Below are 18,489 nucleotides of genomic sequence, written 5' to 3' on the forward strand. Positions count from 1 at the left end.
CGCTGACACCGGCCGGGGCGGCGCGTCCGCCCCGGTTTCTTGACTTGCGCGAGGGAGGCAGGCGCGATGGCCGAGCAACACGAGGTCGTTGCCGCGATTTCCGATCCGGGAGAGATCGGGCGGAACGAGCAGAATCGCGGCGACCGGGCCGTCATCCGGATCTCCAACCTGGCCGCCTGGCTGTTTCCGATCCTGATGGTGGCGATCTGCGCGCAGGTGGTGCTGCGGCAGGCCGGGCACAATCAGGCCTGGCTCGACGATCTGCAATGGTGGCTTTACGGCGCCGCCGTGCTGATGGGGATCGGCTATGCGGTCACCACCAACAGCCATGTGCGGGTGGATATCTTCTACGACAATTTCGCGCAGAGAAAGCGCATCGTCACCGATATCTTTGCGCTGGTCTGGCTGTTTTTGCCCTTCATCATCCTGTGCTGGGATGTGACGCTCGATTACGCGCTGACCTCGATCCGCGCCGATGAGGGATCCGACAGCCCCAACGGGCTGCACAAGCTCTGGCTGCTCAAGAGCTTCATGAATGTGAGCTTTGTCTTCATCGCTGTCGCGGTCTGGTCGACCTATGTGCGGCTGCTGTCGAAACTGACCGCACCCTTACTCTGGAAACAGATGCTTTTCGCATTTCCCTCCGTTGCTTACGCCATCAATCTCACGTTCTACTATAGCTGCTTCGGCATCCTTTACGCCACCCGCGACCCGGAGATGAGCGCCCGCGATGTCGGTCGGCTGCCGATCTTTGGCGAACTGGAATTCGGCCAGCACGAGATGCGCTGGACGGTGCTTGCGGCGCTGGTCCTGACCGTCGCCGCCATCGTGATCGCGCGGCTTTTCGCCCGCAAGGAGGCCTGAGATGGAGTGGCTCACGGTCAATGAGATCGCCGTGGCGGCGATGTTCGCCACCTTCATCTGGCTGCTCTTTCGCGGCGTTCCGGTGGCCTTCGCGCTGGTCGGCGTCAGCCTGATCTTTGTGCTGGTGGCCGAGATCGCGCTCGATCCCTATCGCAATGTCTTCAAGGGCATCATCGAGTTCGACCGCACCGGCATCGATTACCGTAAGTTGCAGGCGCTCTCGGGCCGGATATTCGGCAACACGATCAAGAACCCTGTGCTCGTGGCGCTGCCGATGTTCATCTATATGGGGCTGATGCTGGATCAGTCCGGCGTGGCGCAGCGCATGATGCATGCGATGCAAAAGCTCTTCGGCTCCCTGCGCGGCGGGCTGTCGCTGACCGTCATGCTGATCGGCATCATCCTCGCGGCCTCTACCGGCGTGATCGGCGCCTCGGTCACGCTGCTCGGCGTCATGGCCCTGCCCGCGATGATGGCGCAGAACTACTCCAAGCCCATCGCCACCGGCACCATCGCCAGCGCCGGCACGCTGGGCATTCTCATCCCGCCTTCGATCATGCTTGTGATCATGTCCGACCAGCTGGCGATTTCGCTGGGCGATCTGTTCATGGGGGCGCTGTTTCCCGGGCTGATCCTGGGGGCGCTCTATATCGTCTTCATCGTGATCTACGGGTTCATCTCGCCCGACGCGATGCCCGCGCCGGAACGCGCCGAGCGTGTCGGCTGGGCGGAGCTGCGCGAGGTGCTGGTGGCGGTGGTGCCGCCGATGTTCCTGATCCTGCTGGTGCTGGGCTCGATCTTTGTGGGGCTGGCGACGCCGACCGAGGCCTCGGGGCTCGGCGCCATGGGCGCGACGCTGCTGGCGGTCTTTGCCCGAAAGCTGAACTGGAAGGTATTCCGCGAGGTGGCGCGCTCGACGCTGAACACCTCCGGTTACATCGTGGGGATCTTTCTGGCGGCGAATTTCTTCGCCTATGTGCTGCGGCGCTATGGTGGCGACGAGATCGTGCAGACCCTGGTGCTGTCGGCCTTCGACAACCCCTATCTGACGGTGAGTTTCATCCTGTTCATCGTGTTTTGCCTGGGCTTTCTGCTCGACTGGATCGAGATCACCATAATCATCATGCCGCTGATGCTGCCGATCATTCAGGGGCTGGAGCTGGCGGTGCCGGGCTTCGATCAGGTGCGCGACCCGCAGGTGGTGTGGTTCGCCATTCTGGTGGCGGTGACCTTGCAGACCTCGTTCCTGACGCCGCCGGTGGGCTTCGCGCTGTTTTACCTCAAGGGCGTCTGCCCGCCGGGCGTGTCGCTGGCGCATATCTATCGCGGCATCATCCCCTTTGTGCTGTTGCAGCTGCTGGGGCTGTTTATCGTGTTCGAGTTCCCGGCTCTGACGACCTGGCTGCCGTCGGTGGCCTATGGGGATTGAGCCTGGCCAGTGCGGTGGGCAGATTGCCCACCCTACGGGGTGTGAACGCGCCGCGCTGTCGCCGGCCCGTGTGCTGGCGGCCCGGCACCCGAACCTCTCGATTTATCCCGGCCAAGTCCGAATGACCTCATCAGGCGGCTCTAACGTCACAAAATCGCCAGCCCGCCCGGACGGGCCGGCGATGGCGCGGCGGCCTTCGGCCTTGTTCCGCGCCCGGGCACCGTTCGTAGGGTGGGCAATCTGCCCACCGCACCTGTCGCTTACCCCACCAACCCGCGCAGCACCCCTGGCAGCGCCTCGGGCAGATCCTCGGCGATGAGCCCCGGCCCGAAGGCCAGCGCCGCCTCCACATGCAGCCAGGCACCAGAACAGGCCGCCTGGAACGGCGGCAGCCCGCGCGCCATCAGCCCGGCGATGAGCCCCGCCAGCACGTCGCCCGCCCCGGCCGTTGCCAGCCAGGGCGCCGACCGCGCCCCCACCGCCGCATGCACCGAGGCGCGCCCGTCCGGCGCCGCGATCACCGTGTCGGGGCCCTTGAGCAGCACCGTGCAGCCCGCCTGCCGCGCCGCCTCGCGCGCGACATCGACTCGGGAAAAGGCCGGGCCGGTCGCGGGCCGCGCGGCGAGCTGCTCCGCCAGATCCGGAAACAGCCGCGCGAACTCGCCACCATGCGGCGTCAGCACGCAGCCCTCGTGCAGCATGTCGAACAGCTCGTCGGGATCTCCGGCGAAGGCCGAGAGCGCATCGGCGTCGAGCAGCACCGCGCGGCCCTTCTCCAGCGCCACCGGCACCAGATCGCGCGCCCGTTCCTGCCCCAGCCCCGGCCCGAGGCAGAGCGCGTTGAGCCGCGCATCCCCGAGCAGTGCGGCGAGATCCTCGGCCTCCTCCACCCGGCGCAGCATCAGCGCGGTGATCTGCGCGGCGATCTCCATCTGCGCCGCCCCAGGCGCGCCCAGCGTCACCAGCCCGGCCCCCACCCGCAGCGCCGCGCGCGCCGCCAGCCGCGCCGCGCCGGTGCGCCCAAACCCGCCGCTCAGCACCAGCGCGTGGCCGTGGCTGTATTTGTGCCCGCTGCCCGCCTTGCCGAGAGCGCCCGGCCCGGTCACCTCCTCGGCGCGCTCCCGGCGCGCAGGCCGCGCCCGCCGGGCGTCGAGCCCGATCGGCGCCACCACCACCTTGCCGCAAAGCTCCGGCCCCTCGGCCAGCACATGGCCGAGCTTGCGGGCGTGAAACGTCACGGTCAGATCCGCCCGCGCCGCCGCCGCCTCCAGCCGATCCGGCAGGCCTACGAAATCGGCGTCGCGCAGCACCCGCCCGCTGTCGCTGCACAGCCCGCTCGGCAGGTCGACCGCAACAATTCTCGGCGTCGCGCCGCCGCGCCCGCCCTGACCGCGCGGCTCGGCAAGATCCAGCAGCGTCAGCCCCAGCCCGCGGATCGGCCGGGTGAGCCCGGTGCCGAACAGGGCGTCCACCACAAGCGCCGCGCCGCTGGAGGACGGCTCCAGATCCGGCTCCAGCGGCAAGACCTCGCCGATCTCGCACCAACGCTCGCAATTCGCCCGCGCATCCGGCGGCAGGCGGTCGGCATCGCCGTAGAGACAGACCTCCACCTCCCAGTCGCGCTCCGCCAGAAGCCGCGCGATCACAAAGCCGTCGCCGCCGTTATTGCCCGGCCCGCAAAGCACCAGCGCGCGCTGCGCTGCGGCGTCAAGTTCAGGCCATTCCTGCATAATCGCCGCCACGACACCGGCGCCCGCGCGCTCCATCAGCTCCAGCCCGCTGACCTCTCCCGAGGCCATCGCCGCCGTCTCGATTGCCCGCATCTGCGCCGCCGTCAGAAGCTCTGCCATGCCCGTTTCCCCGTGTTTTCATTTTGCCCGTCAAAATGGCGGATTGCACAAAATTTATGCGGGATGTAGGAATCCCCCTATGCACCCCCTGCCCCGGTAGCCTATCCGATTGTGGGCGCCGAACAGAAGTGATCTGGCAGGGTCCGACACGGGATTACGAGGAGACAGGGACCATGAAAAAGGTCGAGGCGATCATCAAGCCGTTCAAGCTCGACGAAGTGAAAGAAGCGCTTCAGGATGCGGGCATCCAGGGTCTTTCGGTCCTCGAAGTGAAGGGCTTCGGCCGCCAGAAGGGCCATACCGAGCTCTATCGTGGCGCGGAATACGTGGTCGACTTCCTGCCCAAGGTGAAAATCGAGGTGGTTCTGGACGACGATCAGGTCGACGCCGCCATCGAGGCAATCATCTCGGCCGCCAAGACCGACAAAATCGGCGACGGCAAGATCTTCGTGAGCCCCGTGGAACAGGCCATCCGGATCCGCACCGGCGAATCCGGCTCGGACGCGCTCTGAGCGGCCGCACGCAACCAACCGGACCCAAAAAAGTATCACGTCACAGAAAGGGAAGAAGGGAATGAGCATCAAGGACGTTCTCGAATTGATGAAGAGCGAGGAGGTCGCATATGTCGACATCCGCTTCACCGATCCGCGCGGCAAGCTCCAGCACGTAACGGTCATCGCCGACGAGGTCGATGAGGACTTCCTCGAGGAAGGCTTCATGTTCGACGGCTCGTCCATTGCCGGCTGGAAGTCGATCGAAGCGTCGGACATGAAACTGATGCCCGATACCGAAAGCGTTTATATCGACCCGTTCTATGCCGAGAAAACCCTCTGCATTCACTGCTCGGTGGTCGAGCCCGACACCGGCGAACCCTATGAGCGCGACCCGCGCGGCACCGCGCAGAAGGCCGAGGCCTACCTGATCTCCTCGGGCATCGGCGACTCCGCCTTCATGGGTCCGGAAGCGGAATTCTTCCTGTTCGACGACGTGAAATACTCCGTTGCGATGAACAAGGTGTCCTATGAGGTCGACGCGCTCGACGCGGCCTGGAACACCGACACCGAATACGAGATGGGCAACACCGGCCACCGTCCGGGCGTCAAGGGCGGCTATTTCCCGGTCAACCCGGTGGACGACGCGCAGGATCTGCGTTCCGAGATGCTCTCGACCATGAAGCGTATCGGCATGAAAGTCGACAAACACCACCACGAGGTGGCGTCCTGCCAGCATGAGCTGGGTCTGATCTTCGGCACCGTCACCAAGCAGGCGGACGAGCTTCAGAAATACAAGTACATCATTCACAACGTGGCGCAGGCCTATGGCAAATCGGCAACCTTCATGCCGAAGCCCATCGCCGGCGACAACGGCACCGGCATGCACGTCAACATGTCGATCTGGAAAGACGGCAAGCCGCTCTTTGCGGGCGACAAATACGCCGATCTGAGCCAGGAAGCGCTGTATTTCATCGGCGGCCTGCTGACCCACGCCAAGGCGCTGAACGCCTTCACCAACCCCTCGACCAACTCCTACAAGCGTCTGGTCCCGGGTTTCGAAGCGCCCGTTCTGCGTGCCTATTCGGCCCGCAACCGCTCCGGCTGCGTGCGAATCCCGTGGGCGGAATCGCCCAAGGCCAAGCGTGTGGAAGCCCGCTTCCCCGACCCCTCGGCAAACCCGTATCTGTGCTTCTCGGCGCTCCTGATGGCCGGCCTCGACGGCATCAAGAACAAGATCGATCCGGGCGAAGCCATGGACAAGAACCTCTACGATCTGCCGCCGGAAGAGCTCGAAGGCATCCCGACGGTCTGCGGCTCGCTGCGTGAAGCGCTCGACGAGCTGAAGGCCGACATGGACTTCCTGCTCGCAGGCGACGTGTTCACCAAAGACCAGATCGAAGGCTATATCGACCTGAAGATGGAAGAGCTCGAGCAATACGAGATGACCCCGCACCCGGTCGAGTTCAAGCTGTATTACAGCTGCTGATCCAACGGTCCGACAGGGATCGAAAGGGCGCCCCTCGGGGCGCCCTTTTTCGTTTCACCGTGTTGCGAATCCGATGCGCAATCGCCTCAAAACGAGGAAATCCGCACGGAATCGTGTAATGTTTTCAAGACAATTATCGCCCTTTGGGCATCGGTTCCGGAAATCGTCAGATACTGTTTCCACCGACGCACCACCGCCGCAGCGGGGCTATAAAAGGTGGCCTCTAATTTCGTGTCAGATTTCGCCCCTGCATGACGCGAAATAGCATCAATACTGCTCATTTCGCCCTGTGAATAGGGCAACAGATGAACAACCGGCCCGGGAATATGGCGGTTTCGACATAATTTCAGGTGATATCGCCGCTTTACGCCGCAGAACGACGGAATTGGGGCAAACCCGGCACAGGGACATCTCATCCCGACCAGAATCTTTCCCCAATTCCCGGAGAGGTTGTTCTTAACGAAATGTAAAACCAAGTTGAGGAGCCGGAGAATGACCACTGTCACCAGTTGTACCGCCCGTCTTGTGTTTGCCCCTGAAACGCATGTTGCGTTCGACCGTATTGCCACGCTTCTGAGCGACGCGCTTGCCAGCCAGAACCGTCCCGTATCTGCCAGCCACGCGGTCTCGTCCGAGACGCTGTTCCTGACCACCGAGGATGCGGTATGCTGCCTGGAGGCCAGCCGCGACGAGAACGAGACGCTGATCTCGCTGACCGTCGACAGCACCGGCTCCGACTATCGTGCCAAACTGGCGCGTATCCTCTACCGCATGGTCAAGGCGCTGCCCGTCACACATCTGGTCTGGAACGACTGCGCCCGTCGCCTGCCCCGCGCGCTGTTCCTCGACAATCTCGCCCCTGATTGCGACGCCAAGACCAAGGCGCCGTCGCCCCGCCGCGTGCGGCGCGACCCGCGCCGTCAGTCGCGCCCGCGGCTGGCCGGCGACGCTCTGCTGGCACGGATGCTGCCGGTGATCGACGCGGCGCGCTCGGTGCCGATGTCGGATGGCCGGGGCGGCTCGCGCCGCGATGCCTATCAGCAGGCTCACAGCCGTCAGATGCGCGCGGCGCTGACCTCGCCGGTCGCCGCGCGCGAGATCATCGAGATCCATGCGGAAACCAATGCCCAGACGTCGGGCGAGGCGTCTGACACCACTCTCTCTCTCACCACACTCGCCCACCCCGCGATGCTGCACAGCCTGGCGCGCAGCGGCATCGGATCGAGCGCGACCATCTCCGTCGCCCTCGCGGCCGTCTTCATGCTGGCTCTCGGCGGCAGCGGCGCGGCGGAAACGCTTCTCTCTTCCTTCTGAACGCTCACAAGCAGAAGGCCGCCGCCCGGATCTCCCGGGCGGCGGACTATCGCCGATTTGCAGTTTGCCGCGCTCGGCCCGTGAGCTAACGTTTGCTCCCAAGCCAAGACTTTCGGAGAGCGAACCAATGCCCCGCTTCATTTTCAAACTCGTGGCGACCGCCGCGCTTTCTTTTGTCACCGCCAGCGCCGCGCAGGCCGCAAGCTGCGGCAATACCGCCAGTGGCTTCGACGCCTGGAAACGGGAATTCGCCGCCGAGGCGCAACGCGCCGGTGTCGGGCAACGGGGCATTCAGGCCCTGATGAATGCGCAGTATTCCACCGGTACAATCAATGCAGACCGCAACCAGAAGGGCGTGAAATACGCGCTGAACGATTTCATCCGCATCCGCCTGGGCTCGGTGGATGGCTTTGCCTCCACGGCGCGCAAGCGGATGAACCGCAATCCGAACTTCTACGCCGCGCTGGAGCAGCGCTATGGCGTGCCTGCCGGTATCCTGCTGGCGATCCACGGCATGGAGACGGGCTTTGGCCGCACCATGGGCAGCACGCCGGTGGTCTCGTCCATCACCACGGTGGCTTATGACTGCCGCCGCTCGTCCTTCTTTACCCCGCATGCGATTGCCGCGCTGAAGATGGTCGACCGGGGCATGCTGGCGCCCTCGCAGAAAGGCGCCTTCCATGGCGAGCTGGGCCACACGCAGTTCCTGCCCGGCAACGCGCTGCGCTATGGCGTGGACGCCAATGGCGACGGGCGTGTCGATTTCTACAACGAGGCCGACGCGCTGGCCTCGACCGCCAATTTCCTGCGCCAGAAAGGCTGGCGCCCGGGGCAGCCCTATGGCGAGGGCACCGCGAATTTCCGCGTCCTGAACGAGTGGAACGCGGCCACCGTCTATCAGCAGGCCATCGCGCTGGTGGCGGCGAAAATCGACGGCTGACAACCCGACGCTGATCCGGGCCACGCAAACTCCCACAAGCTGGCCCGGTTCGGCCCTATTTTCTACGCATTCGATTTGCATCTTCGCGATCAAGACAGTTGAGAGAAGTTGCGATGATGAATGTTCCCGACCAGCCCTATGCCGGGCTGATCCTTCCCGCTTCGACAGGTTTCGACATTCAGAAAGCGCTCGGCGCCGCCGCGGCGGCGCTCAAGCGGCTCGACACGGCCTCCGGTCGCCCGATCCTGCGCTCCAACAAGCGCTCTGCGATCATGGCAGACCGCTTCGGCATCGACATCAGCGCACACGACGAGAGCAGCTCTGCCCGGCATGTGGCGATCCGGCTGATCGCCAGGCAGCGCGGGCGGCTCGAAGGCGAGCTGGTCGCCACCATCCTCGCGCAGACGGTTCTGGCGATCCTCGAATATTGCAGGGTCGACCGGATCGAGTGGTTCTCGCCCGACACGGTGATCGGTTCGGAGGATTTCATCCGCCTGCACACCTATGTCTCGCCCCGGCGCAAACGCCTGGCGCCGCTGGAAGACGAAGAGGAATTCGCCCTGTCGGAAAGCGTCCGCAAGGCGATGGCGCAGCAGGGTATCGAACCGGCACCGGTCACGGCCTACACCCGCAAGGGCACCATGGTCGGCAAGGCGGTGGAGACGGTGCGTGACCGGATCGCCGAGCAACCGCCCGAAGAGCGCCGGCTCAAATTCGCCGGCTGGCTGATGACCGGGCTTCTGGGGCTGATGTCCTTTCCCATCGCATCGGCGCTGGTGGTCATCGGGCTCGGACGCGGTATGGATTTCCGGCTCGCCACCCAGGCGCTGACCATGACCTCGCTCTTCGTAACACTTCAGAACGCCGATCTGCTGGACATGTCGGTCACAGGGCTGCTGAACTGAGCGCCTCGGTAGCCGCGCGCGTCAGCACATAGGTATGGATCGAGAACACCACCGCGCGGGTTTCCGGCAGACGCACCAGGCATTGCCGCTCTGAGCGGAAATAGGGCGCGGTTGCGGGGTTGGCGCGCTCGCTGTTGTCACGCCTGGGGCCGGGCTGGAACAACGCCGGATCGTCCTGCCAGAGCCGGTTGAACCGCATGAGCGGCCGCCCCGGCTGCACCCCATCAAAGAGCCGCTGCACCCGCTTTGCGATGCCTGCATCGTATTCCGGGATCGGGATGTGGATCGCGGTAAGCGGGCGCATCATTTTCTCCGTCAGCCGCCACCCCGCCGGAAAGCACAGCACCGCGCCGGTCAGCACATGTTCATCGCTGCCCGGGCGTTTTTCCAGCAGGCAGAGATCCTCCTGCACCAGCCGTCCCAGCGTGCCCATGGGATCGTCGCGGTCGAGCAGCAACTGCACGGCATCTGGCCGGATCACCGTCTCGCTTTCGCGCACGAAGCCCTCGGGTAGATTGGCAAGCACCATCTCCAGCAGCTCTTCGGCGGCAGGCTGCGCATCGGGATCGAGCTGGAGCACCGCCGCGCGGTCGGTGTCGAGCAGCCGCGCGCGCTCGGCCATCTGCGCGCCATAGGCCTCGTCCACCAGCAGCCAGTCAGCCATGTGCACCGGCCCGATATTGGGCAGCGGGCGCACGCTTGCGAGATCGTATGGAAGACGGTTTTGCAGGATCATGCCTTTTGCCTAGAGCCGCCCCGCCGTCGCCGCAAGAGCCTGCGGATGAAACGCGGCACCCTGCCCCATGGGCCGCCCGAAAGCCGGGCGCCCGGCAGGCGCCTTGGCTGTGGCGCGAGAGAAAAAACCTCCCCAATGCAAAAAAATCCGACCGGCCCGTAAGGGGATCGCACCGGCGCCGTACTCCCATGTGAAAGCACACTCAGTCGGAGACATTGATGACAGTGAGACAGATCATAACCCGGGCCGCATTCGCAATGGCCCTGATCCCCGGCGCGGCGCTGGCGCAAGACAGCCTCTTCATGCAGCTCGACACCAATGGCGACGGCGTGATCGACGGCAACGAGTTCCTGCAACTGCGGGTGACCATGTTCGACCGGATCGACGCCGACCGCAGCGGCACAATCACCGCCGCCGAGATCGAGACCGCCCGCCAGGCCCTGCCCGGCAAGCGCACCATGCAGTCCGACAAGCGGATCTGGGATCAGGACGCCAATGGCGACGGCATGCTCACCCTGGCCGAATACACCTCGCAGACGCGCGGTTTCGACATGGCCGACCGCAACAATGACGGCGTGATCAGCAGTGCGGAATACAACCGCATCGCCCGTTTCCTCGCCGCCTACCGCCCGTAACCCCAACCAAGACACTCGAACACGTCAACCTATTCCCCACTGAAAGGACCATCATTATGAAAACCGTTCGCTTCTTCGCCATCCTCGCCCTGCCGCTGATGACCGCCACCGCCCTGCCCGCGCAGAATATCACCGTGACCAATGGCAACGGCGGCACTGTGCAGAAATCGCGCGACTGCGACCGCAGTGCCGGAACCGCGAACTGCGCGACAAGCACCACGGCAACCACTGCCGGCGGCAAGTCGGCCACCTGGGGCAAGGACCGCACCCGTGTGAGCGGCAACGGCGCCTCGGCGACCACGGTCACCAACACCGGCCCCGGCGGCCAGAGCGGCACCCGCACCCGCCTGGTGACGAAGTAATGATCCTCCGGCAGCCCGTGCCGTAAGGTGACGGGCTGCCGGCCCTTGCCCCGCGCCGGACCGGTGCCAAAGCTGACGCAGATGGATCAACGTGCAGAAGACGCGCGGGCGGCGATGGCCGCCATGGCGCAAGGGGACCGGCAGGCGCTGGGGCGGCTCGTTGCGCTCTACGGGCCGGGGCTGACGCGCTATGCCGCGCAGATGCTCGATGCGCCCTCGGAGGCCGAAGACGTGGTGCAGGAGGTCTTTCTCAAGGCCTGGCACAACGCCGGACGCTACGATCCCGCCAAGGCCGCCGTGTCGACCTGGCTCTACCGGATCGCGGTCAACCATTGTATCGACCGCAGCCGCCGCACCCGCTTCCGCCGCTTCATCGGCCTGGAAGCGACAGACGAGATGAGCGATGACGGCCCCGGAGCGGCCGCCATCCACGAGAGCCGCGACCGGCTGGCGCATACACGCGCCGCCATTGCGGAGCTCCCCGACCGCCAGCGCCGCGCGATCCTTCTGCGCGCCGCCGGCGACATGAGTACCGCCGAGATCGCCGCCACGATGGGGGTGAGCCCCGGCGCGGTGGAACAACTGCTGGTGCGGGCGCGCAACACGCTGCGCCGCCAGCTCGACCCGGACGAATTGGAGGAGAGGAGGCCATGATGGAAGACGACGACAAAGACCGCGCCTTCGATGCCGCGCTGGCGGCGGCGCTGGAAGACGAGATGCCGGTGGAAACCCCGATGCTGGCGCGCGCGGTGCTGAGCCGGCTCGCCGAGGAGGAAACCGGCCCTCACCGGGCGGAGGGACTGGCCGAGGTACTGAGCCATCCCGGCCCGGTCGCGGCGGGCTATGGGCTGCTGCTGCTGGGCGCCACTGTACTGGGCTATGCCGCCCTGCCGGCGCTTGGCGGCGACGATCTGGTCTTTGCCAGCGCCATCGCGCAGCTTCTCGGCTTTCCGGGGGGGCTGTGATGGGACGGATCCGACGCAATTCCGGCCGTATCGCGCTGATCGCGGTGCTTGCGGTCTCGCTGCTGGGCAACGCCCTGACCGCCGGCGCGCTGCTGCGCTTCAAGGCGATGCGCAGCGAGCTGCTCGGCCCGGTCGCCGAGGCGGCGGTGTTCCCGAGAGAGGTCCGCCGCGATCTGCGCGCCGCCCTGGCGGAGAACGCCGACACGCTGCGCCCGGCGCTGCACGATCTTGCCCGCGCGCGCGCCGCGATCATCAGCGCGGGCACGGCGGAGCCCTTCGACCGCGCCGAGGTCGAGGCGGCGATGGACGTGTTCCGCGGTGAAGCGGAGGCCACCATCGCGCAGGTGCAGGCTGTGGTTCTGGAAGTGCTCGCGGCCCGCGCCGGGTCCGAGTGAACCTGGCGGGCTTGTTCCCCGCCCGCGCGGGTGGCAAAATCCCTTGCGAAGCCCCGGGAGAGCCCTCATGCCGCACATTGCCTTTCTGATCCGGTTGCCGGGCCTGCGTCGCGGCGGGGAGGTCTGAGCGCGATGGGCACGCCCGTCTCCTCAATCCGCAATCTCGGCCCAGCGGTCGAGGCGGCGCTGGCCCGCGCCGGCGTGCCCGACGCCGAAACCCTGCGCGAGATCGGCGCGCATGAGGCCTATGCGCGGATGCTGCGGGCGGGCACGAAGGCGCATTTCATCGGCTATTACGTGATACATATGGCGCTTCAGGGCCGGCCCTGGAACGATTGCCGGGGCAAGGAGAAAGAGGCGCTGCGGCTGCGGTTCGACGCGCTCTGCGCAGAGATCGCCGGGGTGGCGGCGCTCAGCGGCATCGAGGCGGTGCTGGACGAGATCGGCGTCGTGCCGCGCGAGCGCCTGCAAGGCGGGTGACGCTCGGTGCCCCTTGCGGGGCGTCTCGCTGGGACAAACGAAAACGGGCGCCCTCTCCGGCGCCCGTTTCGTGTTTCTGACCTGGAAAGGCGGCGCTTAGCCCACCAGCTCCAGACCGGAGAAGTAATAGGCGATCTCGACGGCGGCGGTTTCCGGCGCGTCGGAGCCGTGCACCGAGTTCTCGCCGACCGACTCGGCGAACTCGGCGCGGATTGTGCCCTCGGCGGCGTCGGCCGGGTTTGTGGCGCCCATCACTTCGCGGTTCTTCGCGATGGCGCCTTCGCCTTCCAGCACCTGCACCACGACCGGCTCGGAAGCCATGAACTCGCAGAGCTCGTCATAGAACGGGCGCTCCGCATGCACCTTGTAGAACTCGCCGGCCTGCGCCTTGGTCAGCTGGATGCGCTTTTGCGCGACGATGCGCAGGCCCGCTTCCTCGAACTTGGCGTTGATCTTGCCGGTGAGGTTGCGGCGGGTGGCATCGGGCTTGATGATCGAAAGGGTACGTTCGACGGCCATGTCTGGTCTCCATTGAAAAGCCGGGCGTCAGGCCCGGCCGGTATTCGCTGGCGTGGGCGTTAGCATGCAGGCGCAAGATTGGGAAGACCTCGCTTGCCGGCCCGCGCGGCGCTGCGCGCCCGCGGCGAGGGGCCAGCCCCTCGCGCACCCCGGGATATTTCCTGCCAATGGAAGACCATGGGGGATTTCCGCCGGCGCGGCGCTCTGCTAGAGCGCCTCCATGCTACGGATCGACGATATTTCCTTTTCCATCGAGGGCCGGCCTCTGTTCGAGGGCGCCTCCGCCGTGATTCCCGCCGGCCACAAGGTCGGGCTCGTGGGGCCGAACGGCGCCGGCAAGACCACGCTCTTCCGGCTGATCCGGGGCGAGCTGACGCTGGACGGGGGCGAGATCTCCCTGCCCGAGCGCGCCCGCATCGGCGGCGTGGCGCAGGAGGCGCCGGCAAACGACATGTCGCTGATCGAGACGGTGCTGGCCGCCGATGCCGAGCGCGCCGCGCTGATGGCCGAGGCCGAGACCGCCACCGATCCGCATCGCATCGCCGAGGTGCAGACCCGGCTCGCCGATATCGACGCCTGGTCGGCAGAGGGGCGCGCCGCGTCGATCCTCAAGGGGCTGGGCTTCAGCGAGGCGGATCAGCAGCGCCCGAGCTCGGATTTCTCCGGCGGCTGGCGGATGCGGCTGGCGCTGGCCGGCGTGCTCTTTGCCCAGCCCGACCTGTTGCTGCTCGACGAGCCGACCAACTATCTCGACCTCGAAGGCGCGCTCTGGCTGGAAAGCTATCTGACGCGCTACCCGCATACGGTGATCGTGATCAGCCACGACCGCGGGCTGCTGAACCGCGCGGTGGGCGCGATCCTGCATCTGGAGGCGCGCAAGCTGACGCTCTACCAGGGCGGCTACGACACCTTCGCCCGCACCCGGGCCGAGCGCCGCGCGGTGCAGGCCGCCGCCGCCCGCAAGCAGGACGAGCGCCGGGCGCATCTGCAAAGCTTTGTCGACCGGTTCCGCGCCAAGGCCTCCAAGGCCAAGCAGGCGCAGGCGCGGCTCAAGATGATCGCGCGGATGGAGACCATCACCGCGCCCGAGGATGCCGCCAAGCGGGTGTTCAGCTTCCCGCAGCCCGACCAGCTCTCACCGCCCATCGTGGCGCTGGAGGGCGGCGCGACGGGCTATGGCGAGCGCCAGGTGCTGCAACGGCTGGATCTGCGCATCGACCAGGACGACCGCATCGCGCTCCTGGGCCGCAACGGTCAGGGCAAATCGACGCTGTCGAAGCTGCTGGCCGACCGGCTGCCTCTGATGCAGGGCAAGATGACCCGCAGCTCCAAGCTGCGCATCGGCTATTTCGCCCAGCATCAGGTGGACGAGCTGCATCTCGACGAAACACCCCTGCAACATCTCCAGCGCGAGCGCCCCGACACGGCGCCCGCGAAGCTGCGCGCCCAGCTCGCGGGCTTCGGGCTGATGGCGGCGCAGGCGGAGACCGAGGTGGGCCGGCTCTCGGGCGGGCAGAAGGCGCGGCTGTCGCTGCTGCTGGCGACGCTGGACGCGCCGCATATGCTGATCCTCGACGAGCCCACCAACCACCTCGATATCGAGAGCCGCGAGGCGCTGGTCGAGGCGCTGACGGAATATTCCGGCGCGGTGATCCTCGTCAGCCACGACATGCACCTGCTGAGCCTGGTGGCCGACCGGCTGTGGCTGGTCAAGGACGGCACGGTAAAGCCCTATGAGGACGATCTCGACGCCTATCGCTCCCTGCTGCTGACGCAGGAGAAGCCCGCCAGGCCCGAGAAACCCGCCGCACCGAAACCGCCGAAACCCTCGCGCGACGCGATCCTCGCGCTGCGCTCGGAGGTCCGCAAATGCGAGGCGCGGGTGGAAAAGATCGAGGAGATGCGCGAGAAGCTCGCCAAGAAACTCGCCGACCCCGCGCTCTACGAAGACGGGCGCGCCGGCGAGCTGGAGACCTGGAACAAGAAATACGCCGAGGTCATGGACGGGCTGCATCGCGCCGAGGCGCTCTGGGAAACGGCGCTGGAAAAGCTGGAGACGGCGGAGGCGCGCTGAGCCCCGCCCCTTCATCTTTCCGGCAAATACTCCTGCCCGGCCTCTGCCGCCCCGCGCCGCCCTCAGGCCCGGCGCGCTGGACAAGCTGCCCGCCAGCCCCTACCCCTGAGGCATGGAGCCCGCCTTTCTCGTCACCGCCTTTGCCACGCTCTTCGTGGTGATCGACCCGATCGGCCTGACGCCGATCTTCATCGCGCTGACGCAGGGCGCCGATGCCCGTCATCGCCGCGCGGTGGCGCTGCGGGCCTGCATCATCGCGGCGCTGATCCTGCTGCTCTTTACCTTCTTCGGCGAGGCGGTGCTGGGCTTTATCGGCATCTCAATGCCCGCCTTCCGCATCGCCGGCGGCATCCTGCTGTTCCTGACCGCGCTCGACATGCTGTTCGAACGCCGCTCGAAACGGCGCGAGGACAAGGCCGGCGAAGAGGAGTCCCTGCCCGATCCGTCGGTCTTTCCCATCGCCATCCCGCTGATTGCCGGCCCCGGCGCCATCGCCACGATGATCCTGCTCACCGGGCAGACGGCGTCCGGCCTCGAAATGGCGGCGGTGCTGGGCGTGATGGTGGCGGTGCTGCTGGTGGTGCTGACGCTGTTTCTCAGCGCCGGAATGATCGAGCGGGCGCTCGGCCATACCGGAATCGTGGTGGTGACGCGTCTCCTTGGCATGCTGCTGGCGGCGCTCTCGGTGCAGTTCGTCATCGACGGGCTGCGCAATATCGGTGCGCTGGTCTGACCCCTGTTCACACCTGCCGCCCACGCCTACATACAGCATAGCGGAACCAGCGGAGCACGGGCCTTGACGGAATTCGATTACGGACATCTCGCCTATCTCGGACTGCTCGGCGCCGTTCTGGTGATCTGGATGTTTGTCCAGAACCGCGAAAGGCTGGGGCAAAAGCTGCAATATCTCGCCGTCTGGGGGCTGATCTTTCTCGGGGCCATCGCCGCTGTCGGGCTCTGGGGCGATATCCGTCAGACGGTGATGCCGAGCCAGGCGGTGTTCGCCGATGAGGGCCGGGTCGAACTGCCGCGCGCGCCGGACGGGCATTACTATGTCTCGCTCGACATCAACGGCGTGCCGACGCGCTTCGTCATCGACACCGGCGCCACCGGCATGGTGCTGACCCAGCAGGACGCCGAGCGCGCCGGGCTCGACGCCGAGGGCCTGATGTTCCATGGCGAGGCGAGCACCGCGAACGGCATCGTGCGCACCGCGCCGGTGAGGCTCGACGAGGTGGCGCTGGGGCCGTTCACCGACCGCGGCGTGCGTGCCTATGTCAATGGCGGCACCATGCAGACCTCGCTGCTCGGGATGAGCTATCTGCAACGGTTCGAACGGCTGGAGATCTCCGGCGGTCGGCTGATTCTGGAGCGCTGAGCGCAAGTCCCCTTGGCTCCCGCCCCACCCGATCCGGGGCCTCAGCGGTTGCTCTGGGCGGTCACTTTTGTCGTTCTTTTGCTCAGTCGCCTGTGGTGCCTGTACCAAGCCAGACGACCGATCACTCTTCGTGCCGACCGCTGAGGCCCCGGATCGGGTCCGGGGCGAGTCATTCTTCTCGTCAGCGTTTCGCACCGCACCACCGGACGCACCGTAGGGTGGGCAATCCTGCCCACCGCTCCATCACCCGCCAAAAGGCCCGCCTGCTACCCCTGCCGCACCAGCTTGCCCGGGTTCATCAACCCCTGCGGGTCGAGCGCGCGCTTGATCTCGCCCATCACGTCCCAGCCGGCGCCGTGCTCGGCCTCCATGAAACCGATCTTGCCTTGCCCCACGCCATGCTCGCCGGTGCAGGTGCCGCCAAGCGCAAGCGCGCGCTCGGCCATGCGGTGCGACAATTGTTTGGCCGTCTCCAGCTCGGCGGGCTGCTCGGGGTCGACCAGCAACACCGCGTGGAAATTTCCGTCCCCCACATGGCCGAGGATCGGCCCCGGCACGCCGCTGGCGGCGATATCGGCCTGGGTTTCCTCCACCGCCCGCGCAAGCTGCGAAATCGGCACGCACATATCGGTCACCACCGCGCGGCTGCCCTTGCGCGCCGCGAGGATGGCGTAATAGCCGTTGTGCCGCAGCGCCCAGAGCGCCCGGCGCTCCTCCTCCCGCGCCGACCAGCGGAAGGGCGAGGCACCGTGATCGGCGACAATCTCGCCGAAGCGCTCGGCATCCTGCGCCACGCTTTCGGGCGAGCCGTGAAACTCCACCAGCAGATGCGGCGCCTCTGCCATCTCCATGCCGGAATAGGCGGTGAAGGCGCGCGCCGTCGCGTCGTCGACGAATTCGATCCGCGCCATGGGGATGCCCATCTGGATCACCTCCATCACCGCCGTCACCGCAGATCCCATATCGGGAAAGGCGCAGATGCCCGCGCTGGTCGCTTCGGGCACCCCATGCAGGCGCAGGGTCAGCTCGGTCACCAGTCCCAGCGTGCCCTCCGAGCCCACCATCAGCGCGGTAAGATCATAGCCCGCCGCGCTCTTGCGCGCCCGCGTGCCGGTGCGGATCACCCGCCCGTCCGCCAGCACCACCTGAAGCCCCAGCACATTGTCGCGCATCGTGCCGTAGCGCACCGTGGTGGTGCCCGAGGCCCGCGTCATCGCCATGCCGCCCAGCGAGGCGTTGGCGCCGGGATCGACCGGAAAGAACAGCCCCGTGGCGCGCAGCTCTTCGTTCAGCGCCTCGCGGGTTACGCCGGGCTGCACCGTCACATCCATATCCGTGGGACGGATCTCCAGCACCTTGTTCATGCGGGCGAAATCCACCACCACGCCGCCCCTGACCGCGAGCCCGTGGCCCTCCAGCGAGGTGCCCGCCCCCCAGCCGGTCACCGGGCAGCCGTGTTCGGCGCAGATCGCCACCAGCGCCTGCACCTCCTCGGTGCTTTCGGGATAGGCCACCGCGTCGGGCGGCGTCAGCGGGAAATAGGATTCCGAGCGACCGTGCGCGGTCAGTTCGGACTTGGACCTGCTGAGCCGTTCGCCTAGGAGTAAGGCGATAGCGTCGAGGGCTGTTGCGATGGACATTAAGAACCTCCGGATCGTCCGGG

The 18,489-nt window shown here is 66.4% G+C and carries 21 protein-coding genes; 16 read left to right on the forward strand and 5 right to left on the reverse strand.

Going from position 1 to position 18,489, the window contains the following annotated elements; all coding sequences use genetic code 11:
• Positions 1-66: 66 nt before the first annotated feature.
• Positions 67-864, forward strand: coding sequence for a TRAP transporter small permease subunit (locus I6N89_RS04910; protein WP_207017093.1), 798 nt, complete (start codon positions 67-69; stop codon positions 862-864).
• Between the two features lies 1 nt (position 865).
• Positions 866-2,293, forward strand: a complete 1,428-nt coding sequence (locus I6N89_RS04915; RefSeq protein WP_207017094.1) for a TRAP transporter large permease — start codon at positions 866-868, stop codon at positions 2,291-2,293.
• A 260-nt stretch (positions 2,294-2,553) separates the two neighbouring features.
• Here I6N89_RS04915 and I6N89_RS04920 read toward each other — a convergent pair whose 3' ends face one another.
• Positions 2,554-4,143 carry an NAD(P)H-hydrate dehydratase gene (locus tag I6N89_RS04920; RefSeq protein WP_207017095.1) on the reverse strand — a complete coding sequence of 530 codons (1,590 nt, stop codon included), beginning with the start codon at positions 4,141-4,143 and terminating at the stop codon, positions 2,554-2,556.
• Between the two features lie 173 nt (positions 4,144-4,316).
• On the opposite strand from I6N89_RS04920, the gene I6N89_RS04925 reads away from it, so the two are divergent.
• The gene (locus tag I6N89_RS04925) at positions 4,317-4,655 is read left to right on the forward strand and encodes a P-II family nitrogen regulator (RefSeq protein ID WP_076703943.1); all 339 of its coding nucleotides are present in this window, start codon (positions 4,317-4,319) and stop codon (positions 4,653-4,655) included.
• Positions 4,656-4,716: 61 nt separating this feature from the next.
• Positions 4,717-6,123, forward strand: a complete 1,407-nt coding sequence (gene glnA / locus I6N89_RS04930) for a type I glutamate--ammonia ligase (protein ID WP_207017096.1) — start codon at positions 4,717-4,719, stop codon at positions 6,121-6,123.
• An 86-nt stretch (positions 6,124-6,209) separates the two neighbouring features.
• Here the strand turns inward: glnA and I6N89_RS04935 are convergent, their stop codons facing one another.
• Positions 6,210-6,629, reverse strand: a complete 420-nt coding sequence (locus tag I6N89_RS04935; RefSeq protein ID WP_207017097.1) for a hypothetical protein — start codon at positions 6,627-6,629, stop codon at positions 6,210-6,212.
• On the opposite strand from I6N89_RS04935, the gene I6N89_RS04940 reads away from it, so the two are divergent.
• From I6N89_RS04940 to I6N89_RS04950, 3 genes are all read left to right on the forward strand, one after another.
• The gene (locus tag I6N89_RS04940; RefSeq protein WP_207017098.1) at positions 6,616-7,437 is read left to right on the forward strand and encodes a hypothetical protein; all 822 of its coding nucleotides are present in this window, start codon (positions 6,616-6,618) and stop codon (positions 7,435-7,437) included. The two genes, I6N89_RS04935 and I6N89_RS04940, sit on opposite strands and share 14 nt — an antisense overlap.
• Positions 7,438-7,564: 127 nt before the next feature.
• Complete coding sequence (locus I6N89_RS04945; RefSeq protein WP_207017099.1) at positions 7,565-8,377, forward strand: lytic murein transglycosylase; 813 nt, start codon at positions 7,565-7,567, stop codon at positions 8,375-8,377.
• Between the two features lie 113 nt (positions 8,378-8,490).
• The gene (locus I6N89_RS04950; protein WP_207017100.1) at positions 8,491-9,282 is read left to right on the forward strand and encodes a hypothetical protein; all 792 of its coding nucleotides are present in this window, start codon (positions 8,491-8,493) and stop codon (positions 9,280-9,282) included.
• Here the strand turns inward: I6N89_RS04950 and I6N89_RS04955 are convergent.
• Entirely contained in the window at positions 9,263-10,018 is a 756-nt protein-coding gene (locus tag I6N89_RS04955) for a heme-dependent oxidative N-demethylase family protein (protein ID WP_207017101.1), read from the reverse strand. The two genes, I6N89_RS04950 and I6N89_RS04955, sit on opposite strands and share 20 nt — an antisense overlap.
• A gap of 218 nt (positions 10,019-10,236) precedes the next feature.
• Between I6N89_RS04955 and I6N89_RS04960 the strand changes: the two genes are divergently transcribed.
• The 6 genes from I6N89_RS04960 to I6N89_RS04985 all read left to right on the forward strand — a co-directional run bounded on the left by I6N89_RS04960 (position 10,237) and on the right by I6N89_RS04985 (position 12,855).
• Positions 10,237-10,653: an EF-hand domain-containing protein gene (locus I6N89_RS04960; protein ID WP_207017102.1), complete on the forward strand. Its 417-nt coding sequence runs from the start codon at positions 10,237-10,239 to the stop codon at positions 10,651-10,653.
• A 56-nt stretch (positions 10,654-10,709) separates the two neighbouring features.
• The gene (locus tag I6N89_RS04965) at positions 10,710-11,015 is read left to right on the forward strand and encodes a hypothetical protein (RefSeq protein ID WP_207017103.1); all 306 of its coding nucleotides are present in this window, start codon (positions 10,710-10,712) and stop codon (positions 11,013-11,015) included.
• Between the two features lie 81 nt (positions 11,016-11,096).
• Positions 11,097-11,669 carry an RNA polymerase sigma factor gene (locus I6N89_RS04970; protein WP_207017104.1) on the forward strand — a complete coding sequence of 191 codons (573 nt, stop codon included), beginning with the start codon at positions 11,097-11,099 and terminating at the stop codon, positions 11,667-11,669.
• The gene (locus tag I6N89_RS04975) at positions 11,666-11,980 is read left to right on the forward strand and encodes a hypothetical protein (protein WP_207017105.1); all 315 of its coding nucleotides are present in this window, start codon (positions 11,666-11,668) and stop codon (positions 11,978-11,980) included. Before I6N89_RS04970 ends, I6N89_RS04975 begins: the two co-directional genes overlap by 4 nt.
• A complete protein-coding gene (locus I6N89_RS04980) occupies positions 11,980-12,375 on the forward strand; it encodes a hypothetical protein (RefSeq protein ID WP_207017106.1) in 396 nt (131 codons plus the stop codon). Before I6N89_RS04975 ends, I6N89_RS04980 begins: the two co-directional genes overlap by 1 nt.
• A gap of 132 nt (positions 12,376-12,507) precedes the next feature.
• Positions 12,508-12,855, forward strand: a complete 348-nt coding sequence (locus I6N89_RS04985; RefSeq protein WP_207017107.1) for a TfoX/Sxy family protein — start codon at positions 12,508-12,510, stop codon at positions 12,853-12,855.
• Between the two features lie 96 nt (positions 12,856-12,951).
• On the opposite strand, the gene ndk is transcribed toward I6N89_RS04985, so the two are convergent.
• The gene (ndk, locus tag I6N89_RS04990) at positions 12,952-13,374 is read right to left on the reverse strand and encodes a nucleoside-diphosphate kinase (protein ID WP_076703908.1); all 423 of its coding nucleotides are present in this window, start codon (positions 13,372-13,374) and stop codon (positions 12,952-12,954) included.
• Positions 13,375-13,594: 220 nt separating this feature from the next.
• Between ndk and I6N89_RS04995 the strand changes: the two genes are divergently transcribed.
• From I6N89_RS04995 to I6N89_RS05005, 3 genes are all read left to right on the forward strand, one after another.
• The gene (locus tag I6N89_RS04995) at positions 13,595-15,448 is read left to right on the forward strand and encodes an ABC-F family ATP-binding cassette domain-containing protein (RefSeq protein WP_207017108.1); all 1,854 of its coding nucleotides are present in this window, start codon (positions 13,595-13,597) and stop codon (positions 15,446-15,448) included.
• Positions 15,449-15,560: 112 nt separating this feature from the next.
• A complete protein-coding gene (locus I6N89_RS05000; RefSeq protein WP_076703902.1) occupies positions 15,561-16,181 on the forward strand; it encodes a MarC family protein in 621 nt (206 codons plus the stop codon).
• 63 nt (positions 16,182-16,244) lie between these two features.
• Positions 16,245-16,826 carry a retropepsin-like aspartic protease family protein gene (locus tag I6N89_RS05005; protein WP_207017109.1) on the forward strand — a complete coding sequence of 194 codons (582 nt, stop codon included), beginning with the start codon at positions 16,245-16,247 and terminating at the stop codon, positions 16,824-16,826.
• A gap of 266 nt (positions 16,827-17,092) precedes the next feature.
• On the opposite strand, the gene I6N89_RS05010 is transcribed toward I6N89_RS05005, so the two are convergent.
• Entirely contained in the window at positions 17,093-18,466 is a 1,374-nt protein-coding gene (locus I6N89_RS05010) for an FAD-binding oxidoreductase (RefSeq protein WP_207017110.1), read from the reverse strand.
• Between the last annotated feature and the right edge of the window lie 23 nt (positions 18,467-18,489).

The organism is Salipiger abyssi (assembly GCF_017311415.1).
Classification (GTDB): Bacteria; Pseudomonadota; Alphaproteobacteria; order Rhodobacterales; family Rhodobacteraceae; genus Salipiger; species Salipiger abyssi_A.

Excerpts from the sequence above, each read along its gene's own strand:
- I6N89_RS05000 (WP_076703902.1), top strand. The coding sequence starts at position 15,561 with ATGGAGCCCGCCTTTCTCGTCACCGCCTTTGCCACGCTCTTCGTGGTG.
- I6N89_RS04940 (WP_207017098.1), top strand. The coding sequence starts at position 6,616 with ATGACCACTGTCACCAGTTGTACCGCCCGTCTTGTGTTTGCCCCTGAA.
- ndk (WP_076703908.1), bottom strand. The coding sequence starts at position 13,374 with ATGGCCGTCGAACGTACCCTTTCGATCATCAAGCCCGATGCCACCCGC.
- I6N89_RS04975 (WP_207017105.1), top strand. The coding sequence starts at position 11,666 with ATGATGGAAGACGACGACAAAGACCGCGCCTTCGATGCCGCGCTGGCG.
- I6N89_RS04980 (WP_207017106.1), top strand. The coding sequence starts at position 11,980 with ATGGGACGGATCCGACGCAATTCCGGCCGTATCGCGCTGATCGCGGTG.
- I6N89_RS05010 (WP_207017110.1), bottom strand. The coding sequence starts at position 18,466 with ATGTCCATCGCAACAGCCCTCGACGCTATCGCCTTACTCCTAGGCGAA.
- I6N89_RS04920 (WP_207017095.1), bottom strand. The coding sequence starts at position 4,143 with ATGGCAGAGCTTCTGACGGCGGCGCAGATGCGGGCAATCGAGACGGCG.
- I6N89_RS04950 (WP_207017100.1), top strand. The coding sequence starts at position 8,491 with ATGATGAATGTTCCCGACCAGCCCTATGCCGGGCTGATCCTTCCCGCT.
- I6N89_RS04970 (WP_207017104.1), top strand. The coding sequence starts at position 11,097 with ATGGATCAACGTGCAGAAGACGCGCGGGCGGCGATGGCCGCCATGGCG.
- I6N89_RS04915 (WP_207017094.1), top strand. The coding sequence starts at position 866 with ATGGAGTGGCTCACGGTCAATGAGATCGCCGTGGCGGCGATGTTCGCC.
- I6N89_RS04910 (WP_207017093.1), top strand. The coding sequence starts at position 67 with ATGGCCGAGCAACACGAGGTCGTTGCCGCGATTTCCGATCCGGGAGAG.
- I6N89_RS04985 (WP_207017107.1), top strand. The coding sequence starts at position 12,508 with ATGGGCACGCCCGTCTCCTCAATCCGCAATCTCGGCCCAGCGGTCGAG.
- glnA (WP_207017096.1), top strand. The coding sequence starts at position 4,717 with ATGAGCATCAAGGACGTTCTCGAATTGATGAAGAGCGAGGAGGTCGCA.
- I6N89_RS04965 (WP_207017103.1), top strand. The coding sequence starts at position 10,710 with ATGAAAACCGTTCGCTTCTTCGCCATCCTCGCCCTGCCGCTGATGACC.
- I6N89_RS04945 (WP_207017099.1), top strand. The coding sequence starts at position 7,565 with ATGCCCCGCTTCATTTTCAAACTCGTGGCGACCGCCGCGCTTTCTTTT.
- I6N89_RS04960 (WP_207017102.1), top strand. The coding sequence starts at position 10,237 with ATGACAGTGAGACAGATCATAACCCGGGCCGCATTCGCAATGGCCCTG.
- I6N89_RS04925 (WP_076703943.1), top strand. The coding sequence starts at position 4,317 with ATGAAAAAGGTCGAGGCGATCATCAAGCCGTTCAAGCTCGACGAAGTG.
- I6N89_RS04955 (WP_207017101.1), bottom strand. The coding sequence starts at position 10,018 with ATGATCCTGCAAAACCGTCTTCCATACGATCTCGCAAGCGTGCGCCCG.
- I6N89_RS04995 (WP_207017108.1), top strand. The coding sequence starts at position 13,595 with ATGCTACGGATCGACGATATTTCCTTTTCCATCGAGGGCCGGCCTCTG.